This window comes from Streptomyces sp. NPDC053673, from assembly GCF_055585225.1.
This window is the reverse complement of sequence record NZ_JBVJKN010000027.1, coordinates 65028-80943: the sequence shown is the minus strand read 5'-3', so window position 1 is coordinate 80943 and position 15916 is coordinate 65028. Positions and strand designations below refer to the sequence as shown.

12 protein-coding genes are annotated in these 15916 nt (G+C 68.8%); 3 read left to right on the top strand and 9 right to left on the bottom strand.

Translation table 11 applies throughout. The features are described from left to right. Positions 1 to 6 precede the first annotated feature (6 nt). The 3 genes from ACZ6ZQ_RS29595 to ACZ6ZQ_RS29585 all read right to left on the bottom strand — a co-directional run bounded on the left by ACZ6ZQ_RS29595 (position 7) and on the right by ACZ6ZQ_RS29585 (position 2369). On the bottom strand, positions 7 to 915 hold the full coding sequence (locus ACZ6ZQ_RS29595; protein WP_469771569.1) for an ADP-ribosylglycohydrolase family protein: 909 nt from the start codon (positions 913 to 915) through the stop codon (positions 7 to 9). A gap of 12 nt (positions 916 to 927) precedes the next feature. Next, entirely contained in the window at positions 928 to 1587 is a 660-nt protein-coding gene (locus ACZ6ZQ_RS29590; RefSeq protein WP_469771568.1) for a histidine phosphatase family protein, read from the bottom strand. Between the two features lie 176 nt (positions 1588 to 1763). Continuing rightward, on the bottom strand, positions 1764 to 2369 hold the full coding sequence (locus ACZ6ZQ_RS29585) for a YdbC family protein (protein ID WP_453659745.1): 606 nt from the start codon (positions 2367 to 2369) through the stop codon (positions 1764 to 1766). A gap of 82 nt (positions 2370 to 2451) precedes the next feature. On the opposite strand from ACZ6ZQ_RS29585, the gene ACZ6ZQ_RS29580 reads away from it, so the two are divergent. Both ACZ6ZQ_RS29580 and ACZ6ZQ_RS29575 read left to right on the top strand, forming a co-directional pair. After that, positions 2452 to 3420, top strand: coding sequence for a DUF1152 domain-containing protein (locus ACZ6ZQ_RS29580; RefSeq protein WP_469771567.1), 969 nt, complete (start codon positions 2452 to 2454; stop codon positions 3418 to 3420). Between the two features lie 109 nt (positions 3421 to 3529). Continuing rightward, the gene (locus tag ACZ6ZQ_RS29575; protein ID WP_469771566.1) at positions 3530 to 4060 is read left to right on the top strand and encodes a TerD family protein; all 531 of its coding nucleotides are present in this window, start codon (positions 3530 to 3532) and stop codon (positions 4058 to 4060) included. Positions 4061 to 4187: 127 nt separating this feature from the next. On the opposite strand, the gene ACZ6ZQ_RS29570 is transcribed toward ACZ6ZQ_RS29575, so the two are convergent. Both ACZ6ZQ_RS29570 and nrdR read right to left on the bottom strand, forming a co-directional pair. Then, positions 4188 to 7082: a vitamin B12-dependent ribonucleotide reductase gene (locus ACZ6ZQ_RS29570; protein WP_469771565.1), complete on the bottom strand. Its 2895-nt coding sequence runs from the start codon at positions 7080 to 7082 to the stop codon at positions 4188 to 4190. 152 nt (positions 7083 to 7234) lie between these two features. Further along, positions 7235 to 7747, bottom strand: a complete 513-nt coding sequence (gene nrdR / locus ACZ6ZQ_RS29565; protein ID WP_469771564.1) for a transcriptional regulator NrdR — start codon at positions 7745 to 7747, stop codon at positions 7235 to 7237. A 480-nt stretch (positions 7748 to 8227) separates the two neighbouring features. Here nrdR and lexA point away from each other — a divergent pair, with 480 nt between their 5' ends. Further along, positions 8228 to 9022 carry a transcriptional repressor LexA gene (gene lexA / locus ACZ6ZQ_RS29560; RefSeq protein ID WP_453659740.1) on the top strand — a complete coding sequence of 265 codons (795 nt, stop codon included), beginning with the start codon at positions 8228 to 8230 and terminating at the stop codon, positions 9020 to 9022. An 85-nt stretch (positions 9023 to 9107) separates the two neighbouring features. On the opposite strand, the gene ACZ6ZQ_RS29555 is transcribed toward lexA, so the two are convergent. The 4 genes from ACZ6ZQ_RS29555 to ACZ6ZQ_RS29540 all read right to left on the bottom strand — a co-directional run bounded on the left by ACZ6ZQ_RS29555 (position 9108) and on the right by ACZ6ZQ_RS29540 (position 15893). Next, on the bottom strand, positions 9108 to 11081 hold the full coding sequence (locus tag ACZ6ZQ_RS29555; protein WP_469771563.1) for an ATP-dependent DNA helicase: 1974 nt from the start codon (positions 11079 to 11081) through the stop codon (positions 9108 to 9110). A gap of 62 nt (positions 11082 to 11143) precedes the next feature. Beyond that, positions 11144 to 12946 (bottom strand): IucA/IucC family protein, encoded by a 1803-nt coding sequence (locus tag ACZ6ZQ_RS29550; protein WP_469771562.1) that lies wholly within the window; start codon positions 12944 to 12946, stop codon positions 11144 to 11146. Between the two features lie 59 nt (positions 12947 to 13005). After that, positions 13006 to 13770 carry a GNAT family N-acetyltransferase gene (locus tag ACZ6ZQ_RS29545; protein ID WP_469771561.1) on the bottom strand — a complete coding sequence of 255 codons (765 nt, stop codon included), beginning with the start codon at positions 13768 to 13770 and terminating at the stop codon, positions 13006 to 13008. An 83-nt stretch (positions 13771 to 13853) separates the two neighbouring features. Then, positions 13854 to 15893, bottom strand: a complete 2040-nt coding sequence (locus ACZ6ZQ_RS29540; RefSeq protein ID WP_469771560.1) for an IucA/IucC family protein — start codon at positions 15891 to 15893, stop codon at positions 13854 to 13856. Positions 15894 to 15916 lie beyond the last annotated feature (23 nt).

The following is a 15916-nucleotide window of genomic DNA, read 5'->3' as shown; positions in this document are numbered from 1 at the left end:
CTGCGCTCAGCCGACGTGGGCAGGCAGCCAGCCGGGCAGAGTCTCGGTCCGCTCCAGCCAGGCCGCGGGCGGAGCCCCGGCCTCGGCCGACGCGACCACTCCTCCGGTGATCGCGCAGGTGGTGTCGACGTCGCCACCTACCTGCGCGGTCGTCCAGAACGCCTGCTCAAAGTGGCCGAGCGCCCGGGCGGCGGACCAGAGCGCGAACGGCACGGTGTCGTGTGCGCTCGTGCGGCGGCCGCTGCCGAGCACTGCAGCGACCGTCCCTGCGTCGCCGTAGTCGAGCATGTCGCGTGCGCGACGCAGCCCGGCCCCCACCGCGCTGCGAGGAACGAGCGCGATCACCCCGTCGAGCAGCTCGGCGGGCGCGGGCGGTCCCGCCGGGGCGGCGACGAGCGCCGCGGCCGCCGCGACGGCCATGCTGCCCACCACGGCCTCGCGGTGCTGGTGCGTGGTGTACGAGGAGATCTCGGCCTGGTGCGTCGCCTGCTCGGGGTCGTCGGCGTACCAGGCACCGAGCGGGGCAATGCGCATCGCGGCACCATTACCCCACGATCCCTGTCCGTTGAACAACGCCGAGGCGAGTTCTCGCCAGTCGCCGCCCTCGCGGATCAGCCGGAGCATCCGATTCACCGCGGGCCCGTAGCCGCGGTCGAAGTCGTGGTGATCGGCGAAGGAACGGGCGAGCTCGTCCTGGTCGATCCTGCCGAGCCCGGCGAGGACGGCCAGCACGGAGCAGGCCATCTCGGTGTCGTCGGTCCACTGCCAGGGTCCGGGCGGCAGCTCGCGCCGTTTCAGCAGCGGAAGGTTCGAGGGTACGAAGAACTGGGAGCCCAGGGCGTCTCCCACGGACAGCCCGCGCAGGCTGGCCAGGGCGCGGTCGAAGCGCCGGTCGAGAGAGGAATCAGCGGTCATCGCACCGCCACTCTATCCGGTGATCCCGTACGACTCGGGTGTGCGCCAGGACTCGAAGGGCCTGTCCAGCGTGTACCGCCCGTCCTCACCGAGCTGCAGCGTCCTGGTCTCGGCGTTGTCCGGGTTCGAGAGCGACTCGAATTCGGCCACCGACCAGTGGAACCAGCGCATGCAGAACAGCCGCATGGTCAGTCCGTGGGTGACGAGCAGGACGTTGGGCGGATGGTCGGGCGCCTCGAAGCTCCGATAGAGACTCTCCAGGAACGCACCCACCCGGTCGTACACATCGGCACCGGATTCACCCTGTGCGAACCGGTAGAAGAAGTGCCCATAGGCATCGCGGTACGTCTTCTGCAGGCGGACGTCCTCTCTGTCCTGCCAGTTCCCCCAGTCCTGCTCGCGCAGTCGCGGCTCCTCCCTGACCCGGACGAGCTCGGGGTCGAGCCGGAACGCCTGGAAGGTCTGATGGGTGCGACGGTAGGGGGACACGTAGACACTGATCCGCTCCCGCCCGAACAGCTCACGCAGTCGTTCCCCCGTCGCCGCGGCCTGGCGCCAGCCTCGTTCGGTGAGTCTCAGCGCATGGTCGGGCTCGCGTTCGTACACCGAGTCGTCGGCATTGCCCTCGGACTCTCCATGCCGGACAAGGACGATGCGCCGCGGTCGTGCCATAGGACAAACCCTAGATCGGGCCGCGATCGGCCGGGCAGCCACCCGGACTCCATCCGGCGTATCCGTCCAGGCGTATCCATCCGGCGCAATGGTCCCGGCGTATGCGCCCGGCGGGAAACGGACCCTGCGGGAGGAACAGTTCAGCAGTCGGATCCGGGCCCTCCGTGAGCACGCGGTCACACTGTCCAGGAAGGTTCGAGCTCCACGACGTCCCCCGCCAGCGCGGCGACATCCGCCTCGGTCTGCGCACGCAGGGAGAGCCGTTCCACCCGCTCCACGCGGTACTTGCCGTGTTCCGCGGCCGACTGCCACATCGACAGCACCAGGAACTCGTTCCCGGGGGCTTCGCCGAAGAGCCCGCGGACCATCCCCGGCGAGCCCGCCATGGCCGGGTTCCACACCTTCTCCTGCATCAGGGAGAAGTGCTCGACCCTGTGTGCGTGCACCTTGCAGTGCGCGACGCGCACGACATCGGCATCGGTGAAGCGCGGTTCGAAGCCGGTCTTCACATCGAAGCGATGGTCGAAGAGCTTGGCCTGCGTGTCCTTGTACGTGCCCGACTGGGCGGACGCCAGGCGGTCGTGCGAACGCGCCATGAACGAGTCGTAGAACGCGCGGGTCTCCCAGAAGGCGAAGACATGGGCGACATCGGGCCGCCCTCGGCTCCATCCTCCGCCCTGCCCCCGGAATCCCGGCTCACCCAGCAGCCCCGCCCACTTCCGCTGCCCCCGCTCGAACCCTCGACGGTCCACGACAGTGCAGCGAATCCACTTGACCAGCACCGCGCCATCGTACGGCTCGGAACGTGGCCTTGGTCACGCTCCGGCTGAAGGCGACACCCCCTGTGACCTTGTTCCGCCCACAATGATCGCCGTGACCCCGTTGCATCTGAACCCACTTTTTGCGCGCCTGGAGTCCGCCGAGCGCATCCTCATCGCTGGCGCCGGAGGCGGCTTCGACATCTACGCCGGCCTGCCGGTGGCGCTCTCGCTGCTCCACCAGGGCAAGGACGTGCACCTCGCCAATCTGTCGTTCAGCTCGGTCGAAGGGCTGCCGCTCGACTCCTGGCTCGCCCCCGATGTCGCGACCGTCGACCCTACGACGTCGCTCCACCAGAGCTACTTTCCCGAGCGCACCCTCGCCCAGTGGCTCGATCGGCACGGCTACCCGAGCACCGTCCACGCCTTCGCTCGCGTCGGAGTGCAGCCGCTGCGCGCTGCCTACAGGGCACTGATCGAGCGGTACGAGATCGACGCGGTCGTCCTGGTCGACGGTGGCACCGACATCCTCATGCGCGGTGACGAATCAGGGCTCGGCACACCGGAGGAGGACCTCACCAGCGTGGCCGCTCTGTACGGACTCGACGTACCCGAGCGTCTGGTCCTCTCGCTCGGCTTCGGTGTCGACGCGTTCCATGGAGTGAGCCACGGCCTCGTTCTGGAGAACATCGCGGCGCTGGAGCGCGACGGCGCGTATCTGGGCAGCTTCTCGGTCTCCCGTACGACCCGGGAGGGTGCCCTCTTCGTTGACGCGGTGGCTCACGCCCAGGAGCACACTCCTGACCAGCCGAGCATCGTCAACGGCTCCATAGCCGCCGCGGTCCAAGGCGCTTTTGGAGACGTCCAGTTCACTTCACGTACCCGCGGAAGCGAACTCTTCATCAATCCCTTGATGTCACTCTACTTCGCCTTTGAATTGGAGGGCATTGCTCGACGCTGCCTCTATCTCGAAAGGATCGAGCACACCCAGTTGATGCGCCAGGTCAGCAGTGCCATTGAGCTCTTCCGCGATGAGGTCGTACGTCAGCGCCCTGCCCGGCGCATCCCGCACTGACCACGGCGGCCGAAACTCTCCGCCGTGCGCCCTTCCACACGTGACAACATGGTGGCCCGCAGGGGGCGTTGACGTCCGCAACGGCCGTCCACGAGGAAGGTGAAACAGGGTGAGCAGTCTCAGCAAGGGGCTCCGGAAGGTCCAGGTGACACTCAAGTGGGACCCCAGCCCCATCGGTGCTCCGGCCAATGATCTCGACATCGTCGCCGCGACCTATTACGCAGACGCGACGCACGGCAAACCCGCGTACCTGGTGCACTTCGGCAGCCGGTCACCGGACGGGACCATCACCCTCAACAGGGACAGCGAGACCGGCCAGGGCTTCGGCTCCGACGAGATCATGACCCTGGAACTCGACCGCCTGGCCGACGGCTACACACGCGTCGTGGTGGGTGTGGTCATCCAGCAGCGCACCGGGGAGAAGACGTTCTCCGACATCACGAACACCGGCGTACGGATACTCGAGGGCCCCGTCGAGCTGGCGAGCGACGACCTCTCGGGCGTACCGGACGCCACCGCCGCGACGATCGCGGAATTCACCCGGGGCGACACCGGCGAGTGGCGCCTCCACACACTCGTCCGCGGTTTCGACGCCGGCCCTGCCGAGTTCGCCCAGCTGATGGGCTCCGTGTCCTCTTGAGCGACAGTCTCGGTCGCGGTGCTCCGCCGCGCTCGCGCCGTCCACACCACAAGGTGAAGGGCGAGTACCGACCATCGGTCAGTACCCGCCCTTCACCTCAGGCGATTCGCGCCCGAGGGCGCCGGAATCAGCTGCAGCCGCTGGTCGAACCGCAGCCCTCGCAGATGTAGCACGAGCCGGCCCGCTGCATCTTCGTACCGCACGAGAAGCACAGCGGCGCGTCCGCGCTGATGCCGAGCTGCATCTCGACGAGCTCAGCAGAGGTGTGCGCCTGCTTCGGCGCCGGAACCTCGGCCTTCGGCGGGGCGACCGCCTTCAGCGTCTCCTGCTGGCGCGGGGCCGACTGGGCCAGGCCCTCGACGTCCACCTCGGACTCGTCGATGGACTGCTCGTACGAACCGGTCTCCAGGTGGCGCTGGCGCTCCTCCGCGGAGTGGATGCCGAGCGCGGAGCGGGTCTCGAAGGGCAGGAAGTCCAGCGCCAGGCGGCGGAAGATGTAGTCGACGATCGACTGCGCCATCCGCACGTCCGGGTCGTCCGTCATGCCGGCCGGCTCGAAGCGCATGTTGGTGAACTTCGAGACGTACGTCTCCAGCGGCACGCCGTACTGCAGACCGACCGAGACGGCGATCGAGAAGGCGTCCATCATGCCCGCGAGCGTCGAGCCCTGCTTGGACATCTTCAGGAAGACCTCGCCGAGACCGTCGTCCGGGTAGGAGTTGGCGGTCATGTAGCCCTCGGCGCCGCCGACGGTGAAGGACGTGGTGATGCCGGGACGGCCCTTCGGGAGGCGCTTGCGGACCGGGCGGTACTCGACGACCTTCTCGACCGCGGTACGGATGGTCTCCTCGGCCTTCTCGGTGATCTCGGCCTTCTCCTCCTCCTTCTTCTTCTTGGCGGAGAGCGGCTGGCCGACCTTGCAGTTGTCGCGGTAGATCGCGAGCGCCTTGACGCCCATCTTCCACGCCTCGAAGTAGATCTCCTCGACCTCTTCGACGGTCGCCGTCTCCGGCATGTTGACCGTCTTGGAGAGGGCACCGGAGATCCACGGCTGGATCGCGGCCATCATCCGGACGTGGCCCATCGCGGAGATGGAACGCTCGCCCATGGCGCAGTCGAAGACCTCGTAGTGCTCGGCCTTCAGGCCCGGGGCGTCGATCACATTGCCGTGGTCGGCGATGTGATCGACGATCGCCTCGATCTGCTCCGGCTGGTAGCCGAGGCGGCGCAGTGCCTGCGGCACGGTGCCGTTGACGATCTGCATCGAGCCGCCGCCGACCAGCTTCTTGAACTTGACCAGCGCGAGGTCGGGCTCCAGGCCGGTGGTGTCGCAGGACATCGCGAGACCGATGGTGCCGGTCGGGGCGATGACGGAGGCCTGCGAGTTGCGGAAACCGTTCTTCTCGCCGAGGCGGATCACGTCCTGCCAGGCCTCGGTGGCGGCGGCCCAGATCGGCGTGTCCAGGTCGTCCATGCGGACGGCCGTGGCGTTGGCGTCGGCGTGCTGCTTCATGACGCGCTTGTGCGGCTCGGCGTTGCGGGCGTAGCCGTCGTACGGGCCCACGACTGCGGCGAGCTCGGCGGAGCGCCGGTACGACGTACCCGTCATCAGCGAGGTGATCGCACCGGCCAGGGCGCGGCCGCCGTCGGAGTCGTACGCGTGGCCGGTCGCCATCAGCAGGGCGCCGAGGTTGGCGTAGCCGATGCCGAGCTGGCGGAAGGCGCGGGTGTTCTCACCGATCTTCTGGGTCGGGAAGTCGGCGAAGCAGATGGAGATGTCCATCGCCGTGATGACGAGCTCGACGACCTTGGCGAAGCGCTCGACGTCGAAGGACTGGTTGCCCTTGCCGTCGTCCTTGAGGAACTTCATCAGGTTCAGCGAGGCCAGGTTGCAGGACGTGTTGTCCAGGTGCATGTACTCGCTGCACGGGTTCGAGCCGTTGATCCGGCCCGACTCGGGGCAGGTGTGCCAGTGGTTGATGGTGTCGTCGTACTGGATGCCCGGGTCGGCGCAGGCCCAGGCGGCCTCGGCCATCTTGCGGAAGAGGGACTTGGCGTCGACCTCTTCGATGACGTCGCCGGTCATGCGGGCGCGCAGGCCGAACTTGCCACCGGACTCGACGGCCTTCATGAACTCGTCGTTCACACGGACCGAGTTGTTGGCGTTCTGGTACTGGACGGACGTGATGTCGTCGCCGCCCAGGTCCATGTCGAAGCCCGCGTCGCGCAGCGCGCGGATCTTCTCCTCCTCCTTGACCTTGGTCTCGATGAAGCCCTCGATGTCCGGGTGGTCGACGTCGAGGATGACCATCTTGGCGGCGCGGCGGGTGGCACCGCCGGACTTGATCGTTCCTGCGGAGGCGTCGGCGCCGCGCATGAAGGAGACCGGGCCGGAGGCGTTGCCGCCGGAGGACAGCAGCTCCTTGGAGGAGCGGATGCGGGAGAGGTTCAGGCCGGCGCCGGAGCCGCCCTTGAAGATCATGCCCTCTTCCTTGTACCAGTCGAGGATCGACTCCATGGAGTCGTCGACGGACAGGATGAAGCAGGCGGAGACCTGCTGCGGCTGGGGCGTGCCGACGTTGAACCACACCGGCGAGTTGAAGCTGAAGATCTGGTGCAGGAGGGCGTACGCCAGCTCGTGCTCGAAGATCTCCGCGTCGGCGGGCGAGGCGAAGTAGCTGTAGTCCTCGCCGGCCTTGCGGTACGTCTTCACGATCCGGTCGATGAGCTGCTTGAGACCGGTCTCGCGCTGCGGAGTGCCCACGGCACCGCGGAAGTACTTGCTGGTGACGATGTTGACCGCGTTCACCGACCAGAAGTCGGGGAACTCGACGCCACGCTGCTCGAAGTTGACCGAGCCGTCGCGCCAGTTGGTCATGACGACGTCACGGCGCTCCCAGACCACCTCGTCGTACGGATGCACGCCGGGGGTGGTGTGGACACGCTCGATGCGCAGGCCCTTAGCCGCCTTGGATCCCTTGGCTCGGGAGCCTCGTGCCGGGCCGCTCGTCGTCTCTGTCATGCCGCCTCCCATATACGGGCAAAAACGCCCTGAAGTGCCCATATCTTCCCGTGGGCACAGTCTCTGTCTGATGCCACGGGCGCCGCGCAGCGCCCGTGGCAGGTCCTTTGCCGCTCCATGGCCGATCAGCAGGCCTCGCCGGGCCCGGCCGATCAGTCGGCGGCGGTGGCGGGCACGGGGACCCCGGAAGCCCCTCCGGGCCCGCGCTCCTCTACGGGTGACCGCTGGTCGCGGAGCTCCGCGATGGCGGCCTCGAAGTCTTCGAGCGAGTCGAACGCTCGGTACACGGACGCAAAGCGCAGGTACGCGACGAGATCGAGCTCCTGCAACGGGCCGAGTATGGCCAGCCCCACGTCGTGAGTGGTCAGCTCGGCGCTGCCGGTGGCGCGCACCGCCTCCTCGACCCGCTGGCCGAGCTGAGCGAGAGCGTCCTCGGTGACCGGCCGCCCCTGGCATGCCTTCCGCACGCCGGAGATGACCTTGGTACGGCTGAAGGGCTCGGTCACCCCGCTGCGCTTGATCACCATCAGCGAGGCGGTCTCCACCGTCGTGAATCGACGGGAGCAGTCGGGGCACTGGCGGCGACGCCGGATCGACGTACCGTCGTCAGTGGTCCGACTGTCGACAACACGGCTGTCGGGGTGCCTGCAGAAGGGGCAGTGCATGGCTCCCAACCCTCCTTCACAGCACGACTGAATAGCCCCGACAGGGGCGATCCGGCCCCCCTCGCGGCAGCCCCAAGCATAGGCGATCGCCACGGCCTTGAAGGACCAGGGACCACAACTTCTAGGCGGCCGAGACAATCCAACCACTAGATCTGGGGTTCGGCCGCCAGGATGCGCCCCAGCGCGTGTCGCGCGATGCGGACACACCCGGCCGGCGACGAGGGTACGGGAGAGGCGCGGCTACCCCGATTCCGGGGCCCTGGATGACACACTGGGGGTACACCCCCGCGGCTTCACGCTCCGGCGGTGAGCGTTACCGTGATGGCCCGGATCGCCGACGCGACCACAGCCTGCCTATACACCCAGTCACATACACACGTCAGGTGATCTGCGATTTTTCACTCGAACGTGTGTTTGGCGCAACCTTTCGAAAGCAACTACCGTTGTCCAGCTAGGGAGACCATCTCGAGAGGGGCCGACGTGACCACCACCGCAGACAGTGCCACCATCACTGCCCAGGACCGCTCCCAGAACCGATTCGAGCCGGTGCATGCCATGAATGACGCAGCCACGCCCCCGGAGGGGGCTGAGCCCTCACGACCTGCGCGCTCACTGCCCGGTCGGCCTCCAGGGATCCGCGCCGACAGCTCCGGCCTCACGGACCGGCAGCGGAGGGTCATCGAGGTGATTCGCGACTCCGTGCAGCGGAGGGGATACCCGCCGTCGATGCGTGAGATCGGCCAGGCGGTGGGTCTCTCCAGCACCTCGTCCGTCGCCCACCAACTGATGGCCTTGGAGCGCAAGGGGTTCCTGCGCCGGGACCCGCACCGGCCGCGTGCGTACGAGGTGCGTGGATCCGACCAGCCGAGCACTCAGCCGACGGACACGACCGGCAAGCCCGCCGCGTCGTATGTGCCGCTGGTCGGCCGGATCGCCGCCGGTGGCCCGATCCTCGCGGAAGAGTCGGTCGAGGACGTCTTCCCCCTCCCCCGGCAGCTGGTCGGCGACGGAGAGCTGTTCGTCCTGAAGGTCGTCGGTGACTCCATGATCGAGGCCGCGATCTGCGACGGGGACTGGGTGACAGTCCGCCGCCAGCCGGTCGCGGAGAACGGTGACATCGTCGCCGCGATGCTCGACGGCGAGGCCACGGTCAAGCGCTTCAAGCGGGAGGACGGCCATGTATGGCTGCTCCCCCACAACGCCGCGTACCAGCCGATCCCTGGTGACGAGGCGACGATCCTCGGCAAGGTGGTGGCGGTACTTCGGCGGGTGTGAGCACACCTCGTCGGCTCTGACCGGGCCCCGGGACCCACTGCGCCGGTCCCGGGGCCCTGTTGTGCCACGGCGTGCCTGAGCCCTGTTACTTTCCGTCGGCCTTCGCGGCGGCATCGATCGCCGCCAGCGAGCGGCGCACCTGATTACGGTCCGTCGTGTACCAGAAGTCGGGGAGTGACGCCTTCAGATAGCTGCCATAGCGGGCCGTGGCCAACCGCTGATCCAGTACGGCGACCACACCTCGGTCCCCCGTCGCCCGTACCAAACGGCCCGCGCCCTGTGCCATCAGCAGCGCCGCGTGCGTGGCAGCGACGGCCATGAAGCCGTTGCCCCCTGCGTCCTCGACGGCCTTCTGGCGGGCGCTCATCAGTGGGTCGTCGGGGCGCGGGAAGGGGATCTTGTCCATCACGACCAGCTGGCAGCTGGCGCCCGGCACATCGACGCCCTGCCAGAGCGACAGCGTGCCGAACAAGCAGGTCTGAGGGTCAGCCGCAAAGTTCTTAATCAGCTCGCCGAGTGTCTCCTCGCCCTGGAGCAGGATGGGGAACTCCGGGATGCGGGAGCGCAGCTCCTCGGCCGCAAGCTGAGCGGCCCGCATCGAGGAGAACAGGCCGAGCGTGCGACCGCCGGCTGCCTGGATCAGCTCGGTGAGCTCGCCGAGCATGTCGTCCCGGTCGCCATCGCGCGCGGGGCGGGCCAGGTGCTTGGCGACGTAGAGAATGCCCTGCTTCGGGTAGTCGAAGGGCGAGCCGACATCGACACCCTTCCACACGGGCACGTCCTCCCCTTCCGTGCCCTCCGGAGCCAGCCCGAGCGAGGCGCCGACGCCGTTGAAGTCACCGCCGAGCCTGAGCGTCGCGGACGTCAGAACCACCGACCGGTCGGCGAAGAGCTTCTCGCGGAGCAGCCCCGAGACGGAGAGCGGTGCGACCCGCAGGGAAGCCCCGAAGCGGTCATGGCGCTCGTACCAGACGACGTCGTACTCGGAGCCGTTGGTGATCCGTTCGGCGACGTCGTGGATGGTCTCGACCGAGGCAAGGGCCTGCTTGCGCACGGCGTCCTCGTCCTGGACGGACTTGTCGCGGGTGGAACCGAGCGCGGAGATGACCGTACGGGCGGCATCGCGCAACGCCATCAGTGCGTACCCGAGGTCTTCGGGGATCTCTTCGAGGCGTCCCGGGAGCGCGAGCTCCATGAGCCGCTCGAATCCCTCGGCTGCCGTCTGGAGCTGATCGGCGGCCTTCTCGTTCACCAGCTTGGCCGCGCGGCGCACGGCACGGTTGACCTGGCCGGGGGTGAGCTCTCCCGTGGCGACGCCGGTGACCCTGGAGACGAGCTCATGGGCCTCGTCGACGATCAGCACTTCGTGCTGGGGCAGGACAGGAGCGCCCTCGATCGCGTCGATGGCGAGAAGGGCGTGGTTCGTGACCACGACGTCGGACAGCTTGGCACGCTCTCTGGCCATCTCGGCGAAGCACTCCGCGCCATAGGCACACTTGCTGGCGCCCAGGCACTCCCGGGAGGACACGGAGACCTGGGACCACGCGCGGTCGGAGACGCCCGGGGTGAGGTCGTCGCGGTCGCCGGTCTCCGTCTCGTCCGCCCAGTCGCGCATGCGGAGCAGGTCCTGGCCCAGCTTGCTGGTGGGCGCGGCTGCTTCGAAGGGGTCGAAGAGGCCGTCCTCCTCTTCCTGCGGGACGCCCTCATGGAGGCGGTGCAGACAGAGATAGTTCGACCGCCCCTTGAGCATGGCGAACTCCGGGCGGCGGCGCAGCAGCGGATGCAGCGCCTCCACCGTCCGTGGAAGGTCGCGCTCCACGAGCTGGCGCTGCAGCGCGAGCGTCGCTGTGGCCACCACCACACGCTCTCCATGGGCCAGGGCAGGCACCAGATACCCAAGGGACTTTCCGGTGCCGGTGCCGGCCTGGATGAGCAGGTGGGAGCCGTCGTCGATGGCCGCGGCCACGGACTCGGCCATGGTGACCTGGCCAGGCCGCTCCACCCCGCCGACTGCGCTGACCGCGGCGTGGAGGAGCTCGGGGAGAGATGGCTTCGTCATAGACCGTCCACCCTACGGGGCCCCACTGACAGCACGATCACATACCGGTTCGGACAGGACCATCAGCTGGTGCTCAGCGGATTCTGGACCGTGCCGTGGACGGCGGCGTGCGGGCGCTCGGGGCGGTCGCGGTAGCCGTCGAGGTGGAGCCGGTTGCGGTTCAGACAGAGACGCTCGATACGCGGAGTGAGCAGGTCGAACATCTCGTAACGGTCCTTGAGCTCCGGGAATCGGGCCTGGTGGCGCAGGATCTCGGACCGTACGAGCGACCAGAACACGTCCTCCGGCACGTCGAGTTGCTCCTCGCACAGCGGGGCGAGGTAGCGGAATACGCCGACGAAGAGACCGGAGTGGATGAACTGGGTGAGGAAGGCGGGTTCCTCGGTGAGGAGGATCTCGCGTACCTCCTGGGGCATGGTGTCGTGCTCGGGCAGCGGCTGGGCGCTGACGTTCACGTCGTCGACGAAGTCCTTGATCGCGAGCCGTACGGGCACGTCGTGGTCGTCGAAGACGACGATGGCGTTCTCCCCGTGAGGGGAGAACACCGTGCCGTAGCGGTAGAGGAAGTGCAGCAGGGGCGGCAGCAGCGCGGCGAAGAGGTGCTGCAGCCAGGCGGTGGGAGCGAGCCCGGAGCGCCGGACCAGCTCCGCTGTGAACGCGCGCCCGTCCGGGTCGGTGTGCAGGAGCGAGGCCAGGGTGCGGGCCCGCTCGCCTGTCGGCAGCCGCAGCGGTTCGCGCCAGATCGCCCCGAGGAGCTCCTTGTACTGGTACGGGACCTCGGGAAGGCGGTCGTAGTGCGCGTGCTCGACCGTGACGGATGCGACCTCGCCGAGCAGGATCACCCCGCACTCGTCGCGGAGGAAGGGGTCGGCGTCACGCAGCCCGTGGACCCACGCGGTGACGGCGGGTGCCGCGAGGGTGCGCTCGGTGGGCAGTCCGCGCCAGACCAGTGTGTTGAGGACGGAGAGCGGGAGCTTGACGGTGTGCCGGTCGGGGCGGCTGGTGTTGAGGAAGGTACGGACGGACTGCTGGGGCAGCCGGAGATCACTGTCGGTGGTCAGCGGGACGATCTCGCCTCGGGCGATGGACGGTGCGTAGAGGGACAGCAGTACGTGGTCCCACTGCCATGGGTGCACGGGGAGAAAGAGGTAGCCGCCGGGGTCGTGGCCGCGGGCGCGGAGCTCGGCGGCGAAGGTGTCACGGGCGTCGGCGTCGAGTTCCTTCGCGTAGAGGCGGTCGGGGGTCGCGAGCCCGGGAACTCCGCGGTAGGCGGCGAGGCCGGTGCTGACCGCGATCCAGGGAAGGCGGGCGGGTGTGCGCGCCTCCGGGGTCCAGCGCGCGGCGTCGCCGGCGGAGAAGCCGAGGCGGCCCTTGTTGAGGACGAGCCAGGGGTGGCCGGTCTGGTGCCCTTCCAGTGCGGCGTAGTCGAGGTCGGCGAGCCGGGCCACGGGAAGCGCGGTGTGGTCGAGCCTGCAGTCCGCGACCAGTGTTGTGTTCAGTTCACGCACGAGGTGGCCGAGCGTGGCGCCGTCGAGTGCGAGGAGGCGACGGGCGCCGACGAGGAAGCGCAGCGGGTCGGTGAAGGGCTCTCCGCCGCTTTCGATCGAGTCAGGAGCGACGCGCCAGCTTCCGTAGGCGCCGCGCCGGGCCCGGAAAGCTACGGTCTCGCCTTCGTCGAGGCGGAGGGTGTAGCGGTCGCCGCCGCCCCGTGGGAGGGGCTCGATGATCTCCTCGTAGGCGAATTCACCGATCATTTTGGCGAGGAGGCGGCGAGCTGCCCGGTGCCAGGTTTCCGAGTTCAGCTCGGCCGGTGCGGGCAGGGCGGGGGGCTGGTCGGAGTCTGGGGTGACAGGGGACTTCGGCACGGGGACTCCTCGATTGGAACCGATGCGGGTCGAGCGGTGTATGTAAGTCAGCGGGTCGTTCACAGCACATGGCTCAGTGCTCTCTCTCGGACCATGAGTGCGGCTCGCTTGTCGGGAAGGTCGACTTCCGCGGAGAAGCGGAAGCCGGCGCTCAGGAAGGCGGACACGGAGGGGGTGTTGCGCAGGTCGGGTTCCGCGACGACGCGTGCACAGCGGGGACGGTGGTCGAGTACGAGGTCGGCCACGGCCCGGAGCACGGTGGTGCCGACGCCGCGGCCGCGGTCGGCGACGCCTCCGATGAGGAGGTGGATGCCGGTGTCGTGGGGGCGAGCCGGGTAGTGGCGTGCGAGCGGGTCGAGGTCGGCTCGGTAGATCTCGAAGTAGCTCATCGGTACGCCGTCGAGGACACCGAGGCAGGGGACGCTGCGGCCGTCGCCGGTGAGCTGGGCGTGCAGATGGGCTTCGGTGACCGACTCCGGTCCTGACAACTCCCAGAAGGCCGCGACCGCGGGGTCGTTCATCCAGCGGCTGATCAGCTGGAGGTCGCGCTCGATACGGACAGGGACGAGCTGGAGGGAGCCGATGGGGGTGGTGACCGCGCCCCAGTCGGGAAGGGCATCGAGGAGGTCCTCGCCGAGGAACGCCCAACTGGCGGCAGCACGGTCGACGGGTGCGGGCGTGGAGGCCCTCTCCACGGACGCGTGGTCTCCGGCTGGTTCGTCCGGTCCGAACAGTGCGATGAGTTCGTCGGGCAGCCGAAGGTCCAGGGTGTCCTCGGCACCTCCGCCGGGGCCTGTGTCGGTGCTCGCGTCGGTGGGAGGCATGGGTGGCGCTCTCCTCTCAGCAGTTCGGACAGTCGGAGTCGGGCCCGAGCGGGCCGGGAGCAGGGCGGAAGGGTCGGTGTCTCTCAGGGATGGAGGGGGTTGGTGATCGTGACGTAGACGGATTGGGTGTCGACCGGGCCGACCAGTTCATCGAGGCCGTGGAGCCGGGTCAGCAGATTGGCCTTGCAGCGCAGGGTGGGGGTCTCCAGAAGTTGCGCGGGCAGGTGTGAGCCCAGTCCGGCTGCCGTGGTGAGGAACTGGCGGAACGCGGCGATGAGGACGCGCTCGTCGGCGAGGCGCTGGGAACCGAAGGCGCCGATGAGGCCGAGGACGTTGTTGATGCCGAGGTAGTAGGCGAAGCGTTCGTCCGTGACGGCGTCGGAGACGAAGGTGTCACTGACGCTGCCGATACCGGGGAGCCGGCGTTCGAGGGCGGCACGGTGGGACTCGCGGAAGTAGTAGCCCTGGTTGTCGCGGTAGCGGCCGCCGATCGGCCAGCCATCGGGGTCGAGGATCACCAGAGTGTTCTGCTGGTGGGCTTCGAGGGCGACTCCTGCTGTGCCGTCGAGCCAGAGCACCGGGCGCACGACCTGGTCGAGGTAGCGCAGGAACCACTCTGCGGAGACCGCGCCGACGGGCCGGCCGGTGAGGGTGGCGAGTCGGCCCACGCTCTCGGCGAGGCGCGAGTGCATACGCGGACGGCCGGGCCAGGGCCTGGGCGCGGTGAGGCCCGCGATGCAGACGGCGTCGTCCCCGGCACTGAACGGGTTGTGCCGGAGCATGACGTCGAGTCCTGGCACGGGACGGCCGTCGGGGGTGTCGACGGCGAGCCATGCGGGGTCGCGGACGATGTCGAATCCGGGATGGGCGGTCTGCCATTGCCGGGCCAGGCCACTGCGGAGCAGTCGGTGGACCTCCACACCGCGGTGGAGTTCCTTGCGGAGATTTTCACGACGGGAGTTGGTGATGCGTACGCCGAGAGAGAGCTTGAGCATGGCGGGCGCGCCGGGCTGGTGCACGGTGCGGACCGATGAGGTGGGGTGCCATGGGTCGCCACTGGGGCCGAGATCGTGGAGGAGCCCGGCGTCGATCAGGCCGGCGACGGCGGGGCGGTGTCCGAGTTCACGGGCCTGCCAGGGGTGGAGTGGCAACGGCACCGTGTTGGCGGGGAGTTGGAGGTTGCCGATGAATCGGGCCATGAGCTGATCGGCCGGGAGGATGCGGCCTTCCTCGGTCCAGGCCGATTCCGTGGCCAGGACGGTCCGGTCGACGGCCATCCAGTGGAGGGGAAAGGAGCCGTACAACTCGGGTGAGTAGAGACGGACCTCGGCTTCCGACAGCCCTTCGCGGCTCTTGGGGGTGGGGTGGAGCGGATGTCCCAGAAGCAGTGACTGTTCGGCGGTGAGGAACAGGTCGGCTTCGGGGTCCGGTGCGGGGCGCCTGCGGCGGTCGGTAATGAAGTCGGCTGTGCGCCGGACCGAGTCGGCGACCCTGCCGACGAGATCGGCTCCGTCGGACCGGCGCGGGTCGTGATCGTCCTGACGGGGCTCGGTGTCACGAGGCTCGTCGTGGGCGGGCGGGTGACCCGTGCTGCCGGGCTCGCGGCTGAGGAGGGCTGCGATGGTCACGGCGTCGGCTGCCGGGGCCTCGGCCGGTGCGCCTTCCAGGGCGGGCGGGCCGAAGCGGTGCCAGCCGGCCGCGGACCAGTAGCGGACGGGGACGAGCAGGGCGGTGCCACTGGCGGCAAGCGGGATACGGAGCGTGTTCCCGTCGGGCCGGGCGAGATCGTTCTCCCGGACCCAGCAGCGGAGCAGGTTCTCAGCGGCGGCAGCATCCGCGGCAACGTGCGGGTCGGGGTGGTCGATCGGGTCGGGGTGGACGATCGGGTCGGGCTTCGCTGCTCCGGGCACGGCGCCGGGCGCAGCCGCTGTCGGGACGATTGTCGTGGCCAGGGACGGAGCGTGTGTGGGGGTGGTCAGTTCGCCGGGGGACCCCGACAGCTGTCGCGGCACCGTCGCCTGCTCGACCGTGAGGGGGGTGGCCGACCCGTTCTGGCCTCCGTAGTGGGCGGCGGTGGGACGGCCGTCGGGCTCGGGGGCGTCGGGTGCGGAAGTGGGGTTCACGGGGGACTTCCTTGGGTGTCGTC